Source organism: Amycolatopsis alba DSM 44262, assembly GCF_000384215.1.
Lineage (GTDB): Bacteria > Actinomycetota > Actinomycetes > Mycobacteriales > Pseudonocardiaceae > Amycolatopsis > Amycolatopsis alba.
Window position 1 is genome coordinate 4079511 of the sequence record NZ_KB913032.1, and the last position, 18286, is coordinate 4097796.

Annotated in this window: 16 protein-coding genes and 2 tRNA genes; 12 read left to right on the forward strand and 6 right to left on the reverse strand. The window is 67.3% G+C overall.

Annotation, left to right across the window (positions count from 1 at the left end; genetic code table 11):
* Nucleotides 1-280 precede the first annotated feature (280 nt).
* Together AMYAL_RS0119375 and AMYAL_RS0119380 are read right to left on the reverse strand one after the other, a co-directional pair.
* Complete coding sequence (locus tag AMYAL_RS0119375) at nucleotides 281-1096, reverse strand: class I SAM-dependent methyltransferase (protein ID WP_020632961.1); 816 nt, start codon at nucleotides 1094-1096, stop codon at nucleotides 281-283.
* 77 nt (nucleotides 1097-1173) lie between these two features.
* Nucleotides 1174-1866, reverse strand: coding sequence for a FadR/GntR family transcriptional regulator (locus AMYAL_RS0119380; protein ID WP_020632962.1), 693 nt, complete (start codon nucleotides 1864-1866; stop codon nucleotides 1174-1176).
* 75 nt (nucleotides 1867-1941) lie between these two features.
* Between AMYAL_RS0119380 and AMYAL_RS0119385 the strand changes: the two genes are divergently transcribed.
* Both AMYAL_RS0119385 and AMYAL_RS0119390 read left to right on the forward strand, forming a co-directional pair.
* The gene (locus AMYAL_RS0119385) at nucleotides 1942-2568 is read left to right on the forward strand and encodes a GNAT family N-acetyltransferase (protein ID WP_026467243.1); all 627 of its coding nucleotides are present in this window, start codon (nucleotides 1942-1944) and stop codon (nucleotides 2566-2568) included.
* A 143-nt stretch (nucleotides 2569-2711) separates the two neighbouring features.
* Nucleotides 2712-3473 carry a sulfite exporter TauE/SafE family protein gene (locus tag AMYAL_RS0119390; protein ID WP_026467244.1) on the forward strand — a complete coding sequence of 254 codons (762 nt, stop codon included), beginning with the start codon at nucleotides 2712-2714 and terminating at the stop codon, nucleotides 3471-3473.
* Nucleotides 3474-3515: 42 nt separating this feature from the next.
* On the opposite strand, the gene hisC is transcribed toward AMYAL_RS0119390, so the two are convergent.
* Nucleotides 3516-4571, reverse strand: coding sequence for a histidinol-phosphate transaminase (gene hisC / locus AMYAL_RS0119395; protein ID WP_020632965.1), 1056 nt, complete (start codon nucleotides 4569-4571; stop codon nucleotides 3516-3518).
* 97 nt (nucleotides 4572-4668) lie between these two features.
* Here hisC and AMYAL_RS0119400 point away from each other — a divergent pair, with 97 nt between their 5' ends.
* The 10 genes from AMYAL_RS0119400 (at nucleotide 4669) to AMYAL_RS0119445 (ending at nucleotide 14134) form a co-directional block, all read left to right on the forward strand.
* Complete coding sequence (locus AMYAL_RS0119400; RefSeq protein WP_020632966.1) at nucleotides 4669-5301, forward strand: dienelactone hydrolase family protein; 633 nt, start codon at nucleotides 4669-4671, stop codon at nucleotides 5299-5301.
* 47 nt (nucleotides 5302-5348) lie between these two features.
* On the forward strand, nucleotides 5349-5828 hold the full coding sequence (locus tag AMYAL_RS0119405) for a hypothetical protein (protein ID WP_245192964.1): 480 nt from the start codon (nucleotides 5349-5351) through the stop codon (nucleotides 5826-5828).
* Entirely contained in the window at nucleotides 5828-6955 is a 1128-nt protein-coding gene (locus AMYAL_RS0119410; RefSeq protein WP_020632968.1) for a PPE domain-containing protein, read from the forward strand. The genes AMYAL_RS0119405 and AMYAL_RS0119410 overlap by 1 nt, the downstream gene beginning before the upstream one ends.
* Nucleotides 6955-7716, forward strand: coding sequence for an ESX secretion-associated protein EspG (locus AMYAL_RS0119415; RefSeq protein WP_020632969.1), 762 nt, complete (start codon nucleotides 6955-6957; stop codon nucleotides 7714-7716). Before AMYAL_RS0119410 ends, AMYAL_RS0119415 begins: the two co-directional genes overlap by 1 nt.
* Before the next feature lie 19 nt (nucleotides 7717-7735).
* On the forward strand, nucleotides 7736-9712 hold the full coding sequence (locus tag AMYAL_RS0119420; protein WP_020632970.1) for an acetoacetate--CoA ligase: 1977 nt from the start codon (nucleotides 7736-7738) through the stop codon (nucleotides 9710-9712).
* A 106-nt stretch (nucleotides 9713-9818) separates the two neighbouring features.
* Nucleotides 9819-11474 (forward strand): phosphatidylglycerol lysyltransferase domain-containing protein, encoded by a 1656-nt coding sequence (locus tag AMYAL_RS0119425; RefSeq protein ID WP_051137534.1) that lies wholly within the window; start codon nucleotides 9819-9821, stop codon nucleotides 11472-11474.
* Between the two features lie 65 nt (nucleotides 11475-11539).
* Nucleotides 11540-11628: transfer RNA gene (locus tag AMYAL_RS0119430), tRNA-Ser, on the forward strand.
* 42 nt (nucleotides 11629-11670) lie between these two features.
* A tRNA-Arg gene (locus AMYAL_RS0119435) sits at nucleotides 11671-11744 on the forward strand.
* Nucleotides 11745-11898: 154 nt separating this feature from the next.
* Nucleotides 11899-12891, forward strand: coding sequence for a DNA cytosine methyltransferase (locus AMYAL_RS0119440; RefSeq protein ID WP_026467245.1), 993 nt, complete (start codon nucleotides 11899-11901; stop codon nucleotides 12889-12891).
* Between the two features lie 40 nt (nucleotides 12892-12931).
* The gene (locus tag AMYAL_RS0119445; RefSeq protein ID WP_020632973.1) at nucleotides 12932-14134 is read left to right on the forward strand and encodes a DNA cytosine methyltransferase; all 1203 of its coding nucleotides are present in this window, start codon (nucleotides 12932-12934) and stop codon (nucleotides 14132-14134) included.
* Here AMYAL_RS0119445 and AMYAL_RS0119450 read toward each other — a convergent pair.
* The 3 genes from AMYAL_RS0119450 to AMYAL_RS0119460 are packed head-to-tail and all read right to left on the reverse strand — an operon-like array spanning nucleotide 14094 to nucleotide 18045.
* Nucleotides 14094-14978 (reverse strand): DUF6339 family protein, encoded by an 885-nt coding sequence (locus AMYAL_RS0119450; RefSeq protein ID WP_051137535.1) that lies wholly within the window; start codon nucleotides 14976-14978, stop codon nucleotides 14094-14096. The two genes, AMYAL_RS0119445 and AMYAL_RS0119450, sit on opposite strands and share 41 nt — an antisense overlap.
* Nucleotides 14975-15955, reverse strand: a complete 981-nt coding sequence (locus AMYAL_RS0119455; protein WP_020632975.1) for a hypothetical protein — start codon at nucleotides 15953-15955, stop codon at nucleotides 14975-14977. The genes AMYAL_RS0119450 and AMYAL_RS0119455 overlap by 4 nt, the downstream gene beginning before the upstream one ends.
* Nucleotides 15952-18045, reverse strand: coding sequence for a helix-turn-helix domain-containing protein (locus tag AMYAL_RS0119460; RefSeq protein WP_020632976.1), 2094 nt, complete (start codon nucleotides 18043-18045; stop codon nucleotides 15952-15954). Before AMYAL_RS0119460 ends, AMYAL_RS0119455 begins: the two co-directional genes overlap by 4 nt.
* Nucleotides 18046-18286: the final 241 nt, after the last annotated feature.

Genomic DNA, 18286 nt, shown 5'->3' on the forward strand with positions numbered 1-18286 from the left:
GCGAGTTCGCTGTCTGATCACGCGTGTTCGCCGTTCAATCACCTGAGTTCCGTGTCTGATCACGCGAGTCACGTCCTCAAGCACGCGAGTGCGGTGCCTGATCACGCGAGTACGGTCCCGCGTCGCCGAGGTCACCAGTACGTGAAGGGGTCCTTCATGTACCTACTCACGAGACTGCCCGGCCGCCGTGTCGCGAAAGCCACTTTCGGGACATCAGATGTCGCGAAAGTGGCTTTCGCGACATCCCTCGACCGCTCCCCGACCGCCAGGCCCGGCCGCCTCAGAACCGGAACCGCAGGATCCGCCCCATCTTCTTGAACGCCGGGATCAGCCCCGCGACCCACAACTGCGCCCGCAGCGACCCCGAAAGCCGGTCCTTCACCTCGGGCGTCGCGTAATCCGTCGAGTCGAGCTTCGAGACCAGCGTGAGCCCGAGCCGCTCCAGTTCGGAGATCTCGTCGATGCCCCAATACAGTGTCGCGTTCGCCTTGCGGACCACGGGATTGAGCTTCTGCAGTTTGATCCCCAGCCTGCTGAACGTGTCGAAGACCATTTCGCCGCCCTGCGGGAAACGCGCGATCAGCCGCCGCAGCAGTTCCTCGCCCTCGGAAGGCCGCAGGTACATCGTGAGGCCTTCCGCGATCACCAGACCGGGTTTGTCCGACGGGATCTCGTCGATCCAGCCGAAGTCCGTCACGGAAGTGCCGATCGTCCGGTACCCGTCCCGCGCGGGGTAGATCCGGCCGCGCAGGTCGACGACCTCGGGATAGTCGACGTCGAACCACCGCACCGACGACGGCGGGTCGAGGCGGTACACGCGGCTGTCCATCCCGCAGCCGAGCTGGACGACGGTCGCGTCCGGGTGCTCGCGGAGGAACTCCGCCGCCCAGTCGTCCATCGGCTTGGCCCGCAGGGCGACGGTCAGCCCGAGCTGGCCGTCGACGCCGAGCGAACCGAAGTCGTAGTCGATCTGCTTGACGGCCTCGTCGGCCGCCTTGTCGCCGAGGACCGGCCGGTCGCTGCGGGCGTCGAGCGCCCGGCCGTACAGCGTGGCCAGCATCGTCGCCTTCTCTTCGGTGAACCGGACCTTCTCCACCGCACACCCCCATCAGAAGTTTCACAAACTTCTGAAAACACTACTCGCGCGCGGGCCTCCTGGCCATCAAGGAATCGTCAATCCCGTGCCGTGTAGTCGTGGACGTAGGTCTTGGCGTCGAGCAGATGCCGCCGGGTGATGTCCCGCGCGGCGGCCGCGTCCGAACGGCGGATCGCTTCGAGGATCGCGCGATGCTCGTCGACGGCCTTCCGGATCTGCCCTGGGAGCCGCAGCGCGGCCCGCCGCTCCTCGCCGACCAGTGAGAGCACCGAACGCAGCAGGTCGGTGACGTCGTCGTTGCCCGCGTTGCCCGCGATCACCCGGTGGAATTCCGCGTCGGCCGCGATCACGCGCAGCATGTCACCGTCGGCGGCGGCCTGATCCATCTCGTCGACGGTGCCCTCCAGCCGCTCCAGCACCCGCGGCGTGTGCTGGAGCGCGAGCCGCTCGGCCAGGGTCGGCTCGACGGTGGTCCGCAGGTCGAACAGCTTCTCGACCAGTTGCTCGTGTTCGGAGAACCAGCTTCGGAGCGGCTGTTCGTCGATGTTCTCGCGGACGTACGTGCCCGAACCCGGCCGCACCTGCACGTAGCCGATGGAGTCCAGCACCCGCAACGCCTGCCGCAGCGAACCGCGGCTGATCCCGAGCTGTTCGCAGAGCGCCCGTTCGGCAGGCAGTCTCGATCCGGCGGCGAGCCTGCCCGAATCGATCATCGTGCGCAGATGATCGACGGTCGCACTCCACACCTGCTCGCGCTCGTCGTCGGCCACGGACTCATCCTCGCAGGTTCGGCGGAACGCCAGGAAATGTCGGTGGGGGGTGCCATCATCTGACGAATGACTGGGGTGGCAGGACTGATCAAGGCATGGGTGCACGGCTGGGCGCTTTCCCGCGGTGTCGGGATCCCGGTGGCCGAACCGGACGGTTACCGGCTCGATGTCGGGCGTCCGGGGCATCGCGTGAGATATGTACTGGCGGACGCCGGGTCGGTCGAGCGCCGGGCTCGCGCGCTGACGGAGCCCGGCACCTGGCTGAAGGTGAGCGGTTCGCGTGAAGAGGTGGCGAAGACGGTTCCGCCGAGCTGGGAGGTCGGCCCACCGGAGTACCTGATGAGCGCTCCGCTCGCGGTGCGGCCCGTCATGGCCGCGCCCGAGCCGTACCGGGCGGAGCTGGTCGGCGACGGCGTGGTCACCGACGTGGTGGTGCGCGCGCCCGACGGCTCGCGCGCGGCCACCGGCCGGGTCGCGATAGCCGGCGGGACAGCGGTGATAGATCAGGTCGTGACGGAGCCCGAGCACCAGCGGCGGGGGCTCGGCCGGTTCGTCATGCGCAGGCTGGACGAGGTGGCGGTCGCGGCAGGGGCGGATCGTGCGGTCCTGGTCGCGACAGAAGAGGGACGGGCGCTGTACCTGACCCTCGGCTGGACGGTGGCCACGGAGATCACGGCGGCCCACCTGCCGGAGAAGAACTGACCGGCCTCGTCCGTGCCGTCCGGTGCGTCACGAATCATCGCCTCGGGCCGAACAAGACATAACGGACCTGCTGATTGTTCGACTAGACACATCCAGAGCGCGAAAGGAGGTAACGGTGCTTAGGGTGCGCAAGTGAGCGCTTTATGACGTGGTGGCACGCGGTAGTGATCTTCATCGCGGGGCTCTGGGCGGGCACCATCAACACGGTCGTCGGCTCGGGCACGCTGGTGACCTTCCCGGTCCTGGTCGCGCTCGGCTACTCGCCGCTGACGGCGACGACGTCCAACGCGATCGGCCTCGCCCCCGGCACGGTCAGCGGGGCGATCGGCTATCGCGACGAGCTGAAGGGCTACTGGCCCCAGGTCGCCAAGCTCGCCGTGGCGTCGTTCTTCGGCGCGATCTGCGGGACGATCCTGCTGCTCTCGCTGCCGAAGGACGCCTTCGAGACGATCGTGCCCGCGCTGGTCGGGCTCGCGGTGGTGCTCGTGATCGTCCAGCCGCGGGTGGCCGCCTGGGTCGCGAAGCGCCGCGAGGAGAACGGGAAGGTCCACAAGATCGGGCCGCTCCTGCTGTTCCTGATCTTCCTGATCGGCATCTACGGCGGATACTTCACGGCCGCGCAGGGCGTGATGATGGTGGCCGTGATGGGCATGCTGATGTCCGAGTCGCTGCAGCGCCTCAACGGCGTCAAGAACGCGCTTTCCGCTGTCGTGAACATCGTCGCCGGCGCGATCTACGCCTTCATCGCGCCGGTCAGCTGGCCCGTGGTCGGCCTGCTCGCGGTCGGATCGGTGATCGGCGGACAGATCGGCGCGAAGATCGGCCGCAAGCTCCCGCCGAAGGTGTTGCGCGGCGTGATCGTCGTGGTCGGCCTCGCCGCGATGGTGCAACTGCTCCTCAAATAGAAACGGCCCGCACCACGAAGGGCGGGCCGTCTGGAAGCGTTGTCAGCGCGGGAAGTCTCCGGCTGCCTCAAGGAAGAGGGCGTTCTCCTCGGGCGTCCCGATGGTCACTCGCGCGCCTTCGCCCGCGAAGGGGCGCACGATCAGCTTGCGCTCCAGCGCGTGCTCCGCGAACGCCGTCGTCCGCTCGCCCAGCGGCAGCCAGACGAAGTTCGCCTGCGTCTCCGGGACCTCGTAACCCTGGGCCACCAGGGCATCCCGCACGCGGGTCCGCTCCGAGATGATCTCCTTGCAGCGTTCCAGCAGTTCGTCGGCCGCGTCGAGGGAGGCGATGGCCGCCGCCTGGGCGATCAGGTTCACCGAGAACGCGACGTACACCTGCTTCAGCGCGACGGTGATCGCTTCCGGCGCCACCGCGTAACCCACGCGAAGACCGGCGAGGCCGTACGCCTTCGAGAACGTCCGCAGCACCGCGACGTTGTCCCTGCCGCGCGCCAGTTCGACGCCGTCGGGCACCTCGACGTCGGTCACGAACTCCTTGTACGCCTCGTCGAGCACGACGAGCACGTCCGAGGGCACCGCGTCGAGGAAGCGTTCCAGCTCCGCGCGCCGCAGGGCGGTCCCGGTCGGGTTGTTGGGGTTGCACACGAAGACCAGCCGCGTCTTCGGCGTGATCGCGGCGAGCATCGCGTCGAGATCCAACCCATGCTCGACCGTCAGCGGCACCTTCACGCTGACGGCGTTCGCCACCTGCGTGACGATCGGGTACGCCTCGAACGAACGCCACGGGAAGATGACCTCGTCACCGGGGCCGCACAGCGCCTGGATCATCTGCTGGCAAAGGGAAACCGAACCGCAGCCGACGGCGATCCGCTCGACGGGCTCGTTCAGTTCGCGGGCGAGCCGCTCGACGAGCGCGGACGCCGTGATGTCCGGGTACCGGTTGATGCCCTGCGCGGTCTCGGCTATGGCCTGCGCCACACTCGGCAGCGGTCCACCGGGGACCTCGTTGCTCGCCAGCTTGATCGCACCCTGGATTGTCCGGCCAGGGACGTACTTCGGCAACGATTCGAGATCCGCACGCGGCGAAACAGGGGACATCTTCGGCGCTCCTACGTCGGGGGGACGGTTTCGACACCGTATCCTCCCGCGCTGCGGCAAGCTCCGAATATTTACCTAAGAGTGGTCTGATGGAGGAATGACCCTGACGACCACGGTGGAACACCAGCATGCCGACGGCCACACGCTGCGCCTGACCTTCGCCGAACCGGATGGCGTCGTCCGAGGCGGGCTCGTGGTGCTGCATGAGGAGACCGAAGAGGTCGAAGAGGGTCTGAGCCTGCTCCTGGCCGGGCTCGCCGGCGAAGGCTGGCTCACCGTCACCCCGCATCTCGACCGCGACAACCTCACGCAGCAGGACCTGCTCGAAGCCACCGACGCGACGCTCGCCTGGCTCGCCGAACGCGGTGTCCAGGCGGATCTCGTCGGTGTCGTCGGTTTCGACCTCGGCGGGACGGCCGCGCTGGTCGTGGCGTCGAACCGCAGGCTGGGCGCGGCGGTCAGCGTCGGCGGGCAGGGTGTCACCGGGCTGCCGGTCCTCGTCGAGATCGCGGGACGGCTCACCAGTCCGTGGCTCGGCATGTACGGCGACGCGGGCGACGAGGAGGGTGGCGCCGAGGTCGAACAGCTGCGTGACGCGGCGGCGACGGCGAGCGTCGCGACGAACGTCGTCCACTACCCAGGCGCCAACCACCGCTTCGACGCGGACCCGGACGCCGCCGCGGAGGCCTGGCAGCGCACGTTGAATTGGTTCGACGCCCACCTGCGCTGACTCCATTCGCGCTAACATCTCCCTTGAATGTGACAGGGGAGGGTCAAATGGCACAGCCACCCAAGGTTCCCGCGACACCACAAGCCGCATTCGGAGCGTCGGCTCCGGCCTTGGCACCCGTGGCGGGCCAGATCCGGGACACCAAGACCGCTGCCAAGAAGGGGACCGTCAAGGTCACCGAGGACGCCGCCAAGAAGCTCGTCGACGCGCTGCTCAAAGCGCGTCACGAGCTGAACGCGCTGATCAAGGACTCGACCGAGTTCAAAGCACCCCTGAAACTGGGCGACAACTTCGTCGGGCACACGATGAGCGAACGCTTCCAGGGCGCCGCGACCGAGGGGACCGAAGGCGCCGTGCCCGTCCTCGAGGACTTCGCCGTGGTGCTCAAGGACTTCCAGCTCACCGTGATGGCGGCGCGGAAGATGTACGTCGCCGCGGACGAGGAAGGCCAGGAGCAGCTGCAACGGGTCGCCCGCCGGTTCGACATGGAGGACATCGTCGAGCACGAGCGGAAGGACGAGCACTGATGCGCATCCTGCCCTCGCCGTGGCCGCCGCCGGAGCCCGAGCCCGGCCCCGATCACCTCGGCGCCGACATCGACTGGATGAGCTACTCGCACCGCGAGCTCTACGAAATGGTCCACAACGAGCTGGACCTGGCGAGCGCGGAAGCCGTCGCCGCGCAGTGGGCGAAGATCAGCGCGTTCCTCGACCGGGTCGGCACCGAACTCAGGGCGGCCATCGTCGCCACCGCCGACGGCTGGACGGGCGAAGGCGCGGACAGGGCCCGTGACGCCGCGATCAAACTCGTCGACTGGGCAGGCGAGACAGGCTGGCGCGCGGAGAACGTCGCGAACTGCGTGCGCCGTCAGGCGGACCTCGCCGAGACAGCCCGGCGCACGATGCCCGAGCCACCGGGGACCGCCCCGCGGCCCAAGGTGCCGGAGCCGCCGAGACGCCGTCCGATCCCGGTCTCCGATTCGACGCAGGCCATGTCGGCCGCGTCGCCGTCGAAATCCGGCTTCGCCGAGGCCGGGCGGATCGTCGCCGAACCCACTGACGAGAGCTCGCAGGACCTGCACCGTCAGGCCGCCGACGTGATGACACGGATGCAGCGCAACTCCGGCGAGGTCTACGAGAGCGTCCCTCGCTTCACCTCGTACGGCAAGCAGCCGCAGCTCCTCAAGACACCCGAAGAGCCGGAACCGAAACCCAAGCCGGAACCGGTGCCGGTGCCGGTCCCGCCGCCGGACGACTCGACGCACCGCAGCGCCACCGACGATGCCGCTCCGATCCAGGTGCGGGAGCCGGTCGAGGCACCACGCTCGCCCGGTGCGAGCAGCGGCGCCTACGTCCCGCCGCCGCCCGGCACCTCCGGCGGAACCCAGGAGCAGCTCGGACAGGGCAACCGATCCGGCGTCGGCGGCTTCGGGCCATCGGGACAACCAGGTCAGGTCGCCGGGACACGGGCTGCGGCCGCGGGCATGGGCGGTTTCGGCGGGATGCCGATGGGGATGGCGGGTGCACAAGGGCGGCAAGGCGAGGAAGACCAGCACAAGGCGCCCGGCTACCTCGTCGAGGACTCCGACATCTGGGGGCTCAGCGGACAGGTGACGCCGCCGGTCATCGGCGAAGACCCGAGGGGAGGCCGCTGATGGACTGGATCCGGTTGCACATCGGCGAGCTGTTCCTGCTCTGGTCGGCGCACGGCCGCGACGAACTGCCCGCGGTGCTGGAGATCCCGCACGCCGGGCGGACGCCGGAGTTCCGGGCGGAACTGGTGGCCACGGCGAGCCGCACGCTGGCGGAACGCGGCCTCGGCACGGTGGAGGCGCCCGCGCCTGGGCTGGTGGGGCTGCTGCACACCCTCGCGAACAGCGAACTGACGCTGGACCTGCGGCTCGACGGCGACCCGGCGTACCGGGCCGTCGGCTGCGTGTCCGATCGCGGCGCCGTCGCGATCGGTGTCTCGGGCACCGATGTCGAGTTGTCGGCACTGCGGGAACCGCTCGTCGCCGCGACCCTGCTGCAGGCGTTGCCGCCGTGCGAGCAGGGGCGGGGCCTGTCGGTCAACCTGCGCGTCGACGACTACACGGCCGCGTGCGAGGCGGGGGAGAGCGGCGGACAGCCGGCGTTCTCCGACGTCCTGCGCGACGCCGGGCTGCGGGAACCCGAGGTCATCGTGATGGTGCGGATCGCGACCCAGCGGATCGGCAGCGGTCGGCTCGGCGCGACCAGGAAGTCGTGGGAGGGCCGCTGGGTGCGCGGAGAGGGTACGTTGACCTGGGTCGACACCCCCGACGGCCGCTACGGTCTCCGCCGCGACCGAGGCTGGCTGACCATCACCCCGCTCGACGCGGGCCGTCTCAAGACGATGGCGTACGAGCTGTTCACGGGGGCTCGCCAAGTAGGTTAACGAAGGTTAACATCGCGGGGTGACGCACACCGCCGACGCCCCCGAAGTGCTCTGGCGCCCCGAGCCGAGCCGCCTGTCCGACACCAAGATCGACGCGTTCCGCCAGTGGCTGCGCGCCGAACGCGGCGTGGAAGTCGACGACTACAACGCGTTGTGGGAGTTCTCCGTGCAGCGCGGGCCGGAGTTCTGGTCGGCCGTCGGCGACTTCCTCGGCCTGCGCTGGCACGACGAGCCCGGTGAGGTGCTCACCGGCGAGATGCCGAACGCCCGGTGGTTCGAGGGCGGCACGCTGAACTACGCCGAGCACTCGCTCATGCCCGGCGTCGCGGGCGCCGCGAAGGCCGACGACGAGGTCGCCGTGATCTTCCACCGCGAAGACGGCCTCTCGTCGCAGCTGACCTACGGTGCCCTGCGTTCCGCCGTCGCCTCCGCGCGGGAAGGGCTGCGAAAGCTGGGAGTGTCCAAGGGAGACAGGGTCGTCGCGCTGGCGCCGAACTGCCCGCAGACCCTGATCGCCTTCCTCGCCACCGCGAGCCTCGGCGCGATCTGGTCGTCGTGCTCGCCGGACTTCGGTGTCCGCGCGATCACCGACCGCTTCGCGCAGATCGAGCCGAAGGTGCTGATCGCGGTCAACGGCTACGTCTACAATGGACGGTGGTTCGACAGCCGGTCGACGGTGAACTCGTTGCGGGACGAGATCTCCACCCTCGAAGCGACCGTGCTCATCGACTACGCCGGCGGCCGTCTCGACGGCACCCTCGACTGGGACACCCTGCTCGCCGACAACGACGGCGCGGAACTGGCCTTCGAGCCCGTCGAATTCGGCCACCCGCTGTGGGTCCTGTACTCCTCGGGGACCACCGGCCTGCCGAAGGGCATCGTCCACGGGCACGGCGGGATCACCCTCGAACACCTCAAAGCCCTTGCGCTGCAAAGCGATCTCGGTCCAGGTGACCGGTTCTTCTGGTTCACCACCACCGGCTGGATGATGTGGAACTTCCTCATCTCCGGCCTGCTGACCGGAACCACGATCGTGCTGTTCGACGGCAGCCCCGGCAGCCCGGACCTCAACGTGCTGTGGCACTTGGCCGAACAGCACCGCGTCACCTACTTCGGCACGTCGGCGCCGTACATCCAGAGTTGTCTGAAGGCCGGGATCAAACCGGCGGAGCGGTACGACCTCACCGCGTTGCGGGCCTTGGGATCCACCGGTGCGCCGCTCAGCGTCGAAGGATTCCGGTGGATCGTCGACGAGGTCGGCAAACGCGTCCAGATCTGCTCGGTGTCCGGCGGCACGGACCTGTGCGCGGCGTTCGTCGCGGCGGCCCCGGACGTCCCGGTCTGGCTGGGCGAGCTGTCGGTGCGCTCGCTCGGCGCCGCCGTCGCCGCTTTCGACGAGGACGGGAAGCCGGTGGTGGAGACGGTCGGCGAACTGGTGATCACCCAGCCGATGCCGTCGATGCCGGTGTTCTTCTGGAACGACCCGGACGGCTCACGGCTGCGCGAGGCGTACTTCGAGATGTATCCGGGGATCTGGCGGCACGGCGACTGGATCCGGATCACCGGACGCGGCTCCGCGGTCATCTACGGGCGCAGCGACTCGACGTTGAATCGTGGCGGCGTCCGGATGGGTACGGCCGAGTTCTACCGGGTCGTCGAGTCGTTCGACCAGGTCGCGGACTCGCTCGTGATCGACACGTCGGCGGCCGGGAACGAGGACGGGCAACTGCTGTGCTTCCTCGTGCTGGCCGACGGCGCGTCACTCGACGAGGTCGAGCCCGCCCTGCGCAAGGAGCTGCGAGGGGCTCTCTCGCCGCGGCACGTGCCCGACCGGTTCGTCCAGGTGCGCGAGGTGCCCCGGACGCTCAACGGCAAGAAATGCGAGGTTCCGGTCAAGAAGATCCTTTCGGGGGTTTCACCTGACCGTGCCGTCAGCCGGGATGCGCTCCTGAACCCCGACGCCCTTGTACCGTTCGTAGAACTGGCAAGGAGTTAGGCCGCGTCCTGCGAGTCACGTTCGCGGTCTCCGCGCCCAGGCGGCCCATCGAAAAGACTCACAGGACACGACCTGACGGGGGCAGAACTTGGCGGGCGTTTGGCGGGTGGCGGGTGCCACCTCGGTCGTGGCGATCACCTGGGTGACACGGCTGGCCGGACTGCTGGCCCTGGTCTCGGTGCTGGTCCCGGCCGGGCGTCGCACCCTGCGCGGACACGTCGCCGTATGGCTGGAACTGCCGCACGAGGCCACGGTCGGCGCGGCCACGGTCGCGCTGGTGACCGGGGTGCTGCTGATGCTGCTCGCCACCGGCCTCAAACGACGCAAACGCCGGGCCTGGCAGCTGGCGGTCGCCGCCGCGGCGCTGCTGACGGTGTCGCATTTCGGGCTGCGTCACGTCCTGGGCCCCGGCCTCGTTTCGCTCGCGCTGCTGATCGCCCTGATCGCGACGCGGCGGTATTTCATCGCGCTCCCCGACCCGGTGACGGGAAGGTGGCGCGCGGTCCGGGTCTTCCTGCAGCTGACGGTGGCCGGGGTCGCGATCAACTTCGTGCTGCTGTCGGTCGCGCGGGCGGTGGAACCCCTGGACGTCGGCGACCGGCTGGCGCAGTCGGTGCTGGCACTGGTCGGCGTCAGCGGCCCCGCCGTGTTCCGCGCGCTGTGGCTGGAGGACCTGTCGGCGGCCGTCGGGGTGTTGTTCGGCATCGCCGCGGTCCTGCCGGCGGCGTACTTCCTGCTCCGTTCCGCCGAACCCGCCCCGGAACTGACCGACGACGAGGTCGAGCGGCTCAGGGCGCTGCTGGACGAGCGGGACTCGCTGGGGTACTTCGCCCTGCGCCGGGACAAGTTCGTGGTCTTCTCGAAGTCAGGGAAGGCCGCGGTGACCTATCGCGTGATCGCCGGTGTCGCACTGTGCTCGGCGGACCCCCTCGGCGACCCGGAAGCGTGGCCCGGCGCGATCGAGGAGTACCTGGACGTCTGCCGCAGGTACGCCTGGACCCCGGCGACCATGGGCTGTTCCGAGCTGGGCGCGACCGTCTTCGCCCGCTTCGGGCTCGAAGTGCTCGAGATCGGCGACGAGGCCGTCGTCGACACCGCCACCTTCACCCTCGAAGGCCGCGTCATGCGCGGAGTCCGCCAAGCCGTCTCACGCACGAAGCGCGCCGGCTACACCGTCCGCGTCCGCAAGGCCGAAGACCTGTCGCCGTCGGAGCTCGACGAACTCCGCGCCCTCGCCGCCACCTGGCGCGGCACCGACACCGAACGCGGCTTCTCGATGGCCCTCGGCCGCATGGGCGACCCAGGCTCGGTCCTCGTCACCGCCGAGCACGAGGGCAGGGTGCGCGGAGTCCTCCAATTCGTCCCGTGGGGCCAGAAGGACCTGTCCATGGACGTCATGCGCCGCGACCGCACCGCCGACAACGGCATCAACGAGCTGATGATCTCCGAACTGCTCCTGACGACCCCCGCCCAGCACGTCTCCCTGAACTTCGCCGCCTTCCGCGCCGTCCTGGAGCAAGGCCAACGCATCGGCGCCGGCCCCGTCGCCCGCCTCTCCGCCAGGACACTGCGATTCTTCTCACGTTGGATCCAGATCGAGACCCTCTACCGCTTCAACGCCAAGTTCCAGCCACGGTGGGTCCCGCGCTACCTGGCCTACCCCGCGGCCCGCGACCTACCCCGAGTCGGCATCGCCGTCTTCGAAGCCGAAGGACTCGGCGGACGCCCATCCGGCCTGCTCAGAGCGTTGCGGCGGATCTAAGGGGGGTCCCTTTCGCGGGGGTTCGCGGGGTGTGTAACCTATTTGAGCAGTGGTCGTTGGGCCCAGGAGGCTTCGCCTAGTCTGGTCTATGGCGCCGCACTGCTAATGCGGTTGGGGGTAACCCCCCTCCCGGGTTCAAATCCCGGAGCCTCCGCTGGCACCTGTTCCGGCAGGTGCTAGATTGAAAACTGAACAAGCGCCCGTAGCTCAGCTGGATAGAGCATCTGACTACGGATCAGAAGGTCAGGGGTTCGAATCCCTTCGGGCGCACGTCTGGTTGAGACAGCACTGAGGCCCTCCCGTTCGCGGGAGGGCCTTTTTGTCTGTCCGTTGTGGACCGTAAAGGAAAGCCTTCGATCATCCGGCGTCGTTGTTCTGGGTTACGCTGAAAAACGTCCAATGGTCGAGGGGCGCGGTGGGGACTATGCCGGAAGCAGAACGATTTTCCTCGCTCGATGTCTGTTCTGGAGCGGGTGGGCTCGCACTGGGCTTGGAACAAGCAGGCTTCGATCCTGTTCTGCTGCTGGACAATCGGGATGTGGCGTGTCAGACGCTGCGAGCGAATCGCCCTGATTGGGATGTCCTCGAACTGGATCTGCTCGAGTTCGTTCCAGACGAACACCAGCAGGTCTATGACGTCGATCTGCTGTCCGCTGGCCTTCCGCGGGTGAAGGCATCCGCGACGGTGAACAGGACTCGTGGCAGTGACATCGAGCTCGAGCTGCTCAAGGCGACCATCATGCTGATGCACGGAGTTCAGCCGCGTGCGCTCCTGGTCGAGAACGTTCCGGACCTCGTCACCAAGGACGCCTACAGCCCGATCAGGGGATTCGTCGGTACAGAGCTCGATCACCTGGGCTATCGACACAAGTGGTTCGTGGTCAACGCGGCCGACCATGGCGTGCCCCAGAGTCGCGAGCAAGGTGTTCTGGTGGCGCTCAAAGGCGATGCCATGGACGCCTTCGAAGAACCTGAACCGAGCTTGGAACCGCCGGTGACGGTGGGTGAGGCGCTGGAAGAGTCGATGAGGGCCCGCGGGTGGGCTCAGGCAAGCGAGTGGGCCCGGTACGCGGACAAACTGGCGCCGACCTTGGTCGGCGGATCCTGGGAACGGGGAGGTCCGGACCTCGGCCCGACGGGGTCGAAGCGGGCGTGGGCCAAGATGGGCGTGGACGGCGCCACGGTCGCGAACGAGGTGCCAGGTCCCGACTTCGTGTGGGACCCGGCGCTCGGCCGGGAAGGCATGGTCAAGCTGACCGTCGAGCAAGCCGCACGCCTGCAGAGTTTCCCCCCGGACTGGCGATTCGAGGGCAGGAAGACCGCTCGTTATCGACAGGTCGGCCATGCCTCGCCGCCACCCGTCGCGCACGCGTTGGGATGTGCCATTCGTGCCGCACTGACACGCGGTGGAGCCTGATGATTTCAAGGCCGTCATACACGAGTTAAGCTTCCACCCCATGACCCCTGTGCAGCCGCAGCTGTTCACGACTGCGCAGATCCAGATGGTGGACCTGTTCGCGGGGCCCGGCGGACTGGACGTCGCCGCGCACTGGTTGGGCGTGCACGTCGACGGCATCGAGTGGGACGACAACGCCTGCAAGACCAGGACGGCCGCAGGTCTCGGCACCAAGCACGACGACGTGCGGGCCTTCGGCCCCAAGGACTTCCCCGATGCCACCGTGCTCTCGGGTGGACCTCCGTGCCAGACGTACACCGTCGCGGGAGGTGGTGCCGGCCGTCGTGCGCTGGACACGGTTCTCGGCTTCGTCGAGCGGATGGCCGCAGGTGACGACATCAGCGCCGAACTCGAGAAGATGCACGAAGACGACGAACGCGCAGGCGACGACAATCGCAATGGCAAAGAGCGTTCCGGCTTGGTACTCGAGCCGTTGCGCTGGGCATTGGAAGCTCTCGACTACGAAATGCCTTACGAAGCCATCGTGCTGGAACAGGTTCCGACGGTCCTGCCGGTCTGGCAGGCATACGCCGGTGTTCTGAAGGAACGTGGCTACAACGTCGCCTGCGGCGTCTTGCACACCGAAGAGTTCGGAGTCCCGCAAACTCGCCGTCGCGCGATCCTCATTGCACGACTCGACGGCGAGGCTTCTCTGCCGACGCCGACGCATCGTCGGTACTACAAGGGCAAGGACCGGTCCGAGGGAGTAGCCACTCTCAAGCCGTGGGTGACGATGTCGGATGCCTTGCGCGACAGGGACGAGCCGTTCGAAGTGGTGTCGAACTACGGTACCGGCGGTGATCCCAAGTTGCGGGGAAGGCGCAGGTCCGACGAGCCTTCCGCCACGGTCACCGGAAAGATCTCACGGAATCGGCTGTATTCGTCCGGTTCGTCGAGGCGTGAGCTCGATCGGCTGACGAAGGAGGAAGCCGGCCAGTTGCAGACTTTCCCCTTCGACTACCCCTGGTCCGGCAAAGAGATCGCACAGCAGGTCGGCAATGCCATTCCGCCGCGCTTGGCCGCACATGTGCTCGCTGCGGCCTTGGGACGCGAGTTCAAAGCCGATGACCTCGACAAGGTTGTCGCCGCGAAGTGGGATCCGGGAGTTTACGACCGACCTCAGCTGCCCTCGACGCCTGTCGCGACTCCGTCCGAAAAGGACGTCATTCCGGAGAATCGACAGCCTTCTTCCGAAGTCGCATAGGCGCTTCTTCGAGTAACTGCCTGAACAGCGGCATCAGGGCCTCGGCAGAGTCCTCGCTGACTTCGCCGTCGTCCGGTCCGTCGGGAAGACGGTCCCAGTGCACCGGTGCCATGTCCTCGGCCTCGGCGATCCAGTCGTGCACCGCGTCTTGATCCACCGGCTCGTCAGGCGCCAGAACGTCGTACAGCAGGGTGCTTCCCGCCGCGTTCACAGCGGACGACAACGCGTTGGCCCGGTCTCCCAGACGTGAAACGTTCGAACGCTTCAACTCTTCGAGCACGCGAATTATCGCGAACGCGGTCGGGCGATGGTCGATGACGTCCAGGCGCATCGTCGTGTTCAGGACGTCTTGAATGCTGCAGGCGACTTCCACCGGGCCGTAGTCGTCCGCGTTGCGGAACAGCTCGGCCGCCCACCACAGACGGGCGAAGGCCTGGGTGTAGTGGGGGCCGCTGAATCGGGAGGCCTGCGTGATTTCGGCGCCCTTGTGGCGCCATACCACGTAATCCGGGGCCGCGATCATGGAGAGGAAGTTCCACAAGCGACTGTCGGCAGCTTCGGCCCTGGTCATCCGCAGGGTGGCATGCAGTCTCGGTGCCAACCAACCGTCGGCATCCACGGGCCTTCCCTCGAAGCGCTTTGTTGCCACGTCGAGCAACTCCCGGATCGGCGCGATCCTCCAACGGGCTTCCGACGACGGAAGGGGACTCGAAGCCTTGCGTAATGCCACAAGCGGCGGTTTTTCCTGCCCTGACTGCATACCGCGAGTCAGGAACTTGGCCACCGCCGCGTTCGGCAACAGGCCCAGAGCGAGCGGGAGGTCGGTCCTGTTTTCGAGGCTCATTGTTCATCGCTCCTGTCCGAACGATGGACAGATCGCACGGCGTTGGTCAGCTTCTTGGTGATCTGACTTCGCCTGCCTGCCGCGTACTGAACACTCGTCTGGAGTTCGGACCAACCGAACCCCTTGGTACGACGTTCGTTGATGTCGAAGAGCGCGTCCGTGAGCTGCCGTCCCGGCAGCACGTCCGGCAGCATCATCCGCACCACGGCCTCGCGCCAGCCGGCAGGCATCTGAGGTGTCCCGTCCTCGTCGAGGTCCAGATCGCTGATGGCCGTGTGGAACATGGCTGTCCACGCATCCTGGGCGACTTGGCTCGCCGTCATCTCCCGCAACATCTTCTCTTCCGGGCTGCCGCCGGTGCCGTGCAGGGCATCGACCAAACCCTCCACCGCGCTCGTGTTCAGATAGACCGTCGGGATGTCACCGGTGGTTTCGACGATCCAAGGTGATTCCTTGAACGGACGCAGCCATTCGTGCGGCCCTTCACGGAAGTCGATCTCCACGATTTCGATATCGCGTTGTCGGACCGGGGTGGTGACCTTGAGGTCCACGAACCAGTCCTTCTCGGCGGCGCCGATGAAGCGGCAGGCCATGTCGTCGAGTGTGGCGACAACCGTCAGACCGAGTGAGGCGCGGTTGAGATGGCGGGCATGAGCCAGTTCGATGCTCCCGCGCCAACTACCGTCACGAGAACGGGTCAGTCGTGTTGTCGACCGGGCATTGGTGGCTTTCTCGGTGAGCACCGCCAGGCACACCGGATCGACCCAAGGGCCTTCGGCGAGCTCCTCCTCGGGGAGCTTGGCGGCGAGGTGCAGAGTCGCAACCTCCCATTCCTCTCGTCCGGTTCGATGCAGCGCCACTGTCTGCTCGACCTTGGACACGTGCGAGTACGGGAGCTCCGCACCGTCCACACTCACGGCCGTCACGTCGAGGCTCACGTCACCGAAGAGCGTCGGGTAGGGGAACGCGGCTCTCACGCGACACCTCCGCGGGCCTTCTGGACGTCCACGACCAGTCGGGACAGCCGACCTTGAACGGGATGACTTCCCGGATCCGTGACACCGATGAACGAGGCCGATCGCGTCCCCGGCGGGACGACCAGGTTGCCGTTCTCGATGTCGCAGTTCTTCGCCGGTGTGAGGAGACTCCACTCGACGGCAGGTCGTCCGCCGGACCTGACGTCGAACTTGGCGACGGGGGTCAGCAACCACGGGTCTTCCGCGCCGGGCAGCTTGATGTCGACGCTCACGTGCCAGGCGCCGGAGTCGTCCAGTTGCGCGTTGATGCTCCGGACCGTCGGCACGCCCTGTGCGCGTCTGCTGCCGGCGGCGGCACCGTCGAGTTTCAGCAACTCCTTCAGGACGCTCGGGCCACCACGATGGCCGATCTCCCGACGCCCGACAAGCTCGCGTACCGCCTTGTCGATCTCTTCGAGGAACTCGCTGATACGGGACAGCGCTCCTCGTTGGTACAGGGACGTCAGCTCTTCCGTGCGATCCCACTTGTGGTGCTCGGGGGGCTCGGACGCACGGAGAAACCGTTCTGCGAGATCGACGTCTTCGCCTTCGTTCTCGGTCGCATGGCCGGCGAGAAGGACAGCTTGGAAGGCATCCGTGCCCAGCGGGAGATCCCTGGGGCGTCTCTCGATGATCGTCATGCGGTTGCCGCGCATGCAGACCACTCGGTTGGTTCGTTCCTCGCCCTCGGCACGGGTGAGCAGAAGGACGGCGGAGTGTCTTGCGCCTTTGCCTTGTACCCGATCTTCGCCTTTCATCGGGGTGACGAACAGCGGTACGTCGACACTGGCCACTTGATCGCCCGCGGTCCGCTCGGTCACGGTCTCGTTGTCCAGATACGCCTTGAGGGCTCTGCTCAGCGCGGGATGGTGAGCATGGGGGTTGACCTGCTGTTCGGGTACCAGCACCCGGCCGTTGCGCAAGGTCGTGACGCGGGCTTCGAGCAGCGCGCCTGCCCGGTCACCACCGATCATCGCGGCCCAGAAGCCATCGGCCAGAGATCGCACCAGCTTCTCGTGCATCTCCTCCAGCGATTCCGCGTCCCCTGAGGCGTCATGCGCCCCGACGATGAGGAACGACGTGCCTGTTTCCGCGTTGGCCCGTTCGAGCTGCAGTCCCCGGACGGACTCCTCGTCCGCCCACCATGACCGGGAGACACCCTTGTGGCTCTGCGTGGTGTCCGGCTCACCGAACCAGGCCGGCCCCGCGTAAGCCGTCCCGTCCACGGTTCGCCAAGGCAAGTCGAGTCTGCCGATGACACGACGTTCGGTCCGGCCCTCATGGGGAATCGACAGCGTCGAGTTCATCAAGACCAGACCGAAGCGGCTGGTGGCCCAAAGAGTGACCTTCCCGAGTCCATAGGACCCGCCTGCTCGTTTGCCTGCCTGCTTGTGGCTGTCGAGCTGCCTCCGGACGACAGCCGCGAAGCGACCGTCGCTGTACTCGGGGCCGGTGAGGCCGGCGGCGTTGTAGTCGTCCACCCTCAACAGCAGCAGCGACCTGGTCCGATCCAGGTCGTCCAGCGCCGCCCGCAGACTGCGGGAGACCTTCTGTTCGGCCGAAGCGGCTTTGTCGTAGTGCGGGCGTAGCTTGTCCCACTGCAACGCATCGAGGAACGAGTCGAGGTGTGCGCCGCTCAACTCGTGCAACGTGTAGTGGACCCGGACCGGTTTGGAAGGATCATGGCGTTCGTCGAGCGAGTTCTGGGTCGCCTCGCGAGCGAGGACGGCAAGGTCGGCGTTGAAGGCGAAGGCGGCGGCGTTGCCGTATTCACGTCCACCGTCCGCATGTGCCGGCCTGTGGTGCCATTCCAGCGGGAGTTTGGCGACCACGTCCGCGGTGCGGTTGTGCAGAGAGGCCACGTCGATGCCGAGAAACTCGGCGATCCGGCGCTTGACCTCCTCCCGAGGTTCGGCCCGTCCGGTGATCCAGGCGGACACGGCGGCACGGGTCAGAGCCAGATGCTGCGCGAGCTCGGCCTGGGATTTCGATGCCCGACGCAGCTGTCGTCCGAGCCACGGGCCGAAGTCCTCGGCCTGCTGAGCGCTCATTCGTCCGATCGCCTTCCCTGGTGCCTGCGGCGACCTCCCGGCAAGAGGTCCCAGGGTGCAGTCTAGCAGGCAAGTTTGACACTTGCGCGCCGTCAAATTAGATTTGTTTTACCCTCGGACGGCTGGTCTTGGTCGGGGTGTGCCACACTATGGCTACTCAAAGTATGACTACTCACCTCATCACTCCGACAGGCAGACGCGCGGTTCGGAGTGGCGACTCACCCCGACGGGGAGGGACTCG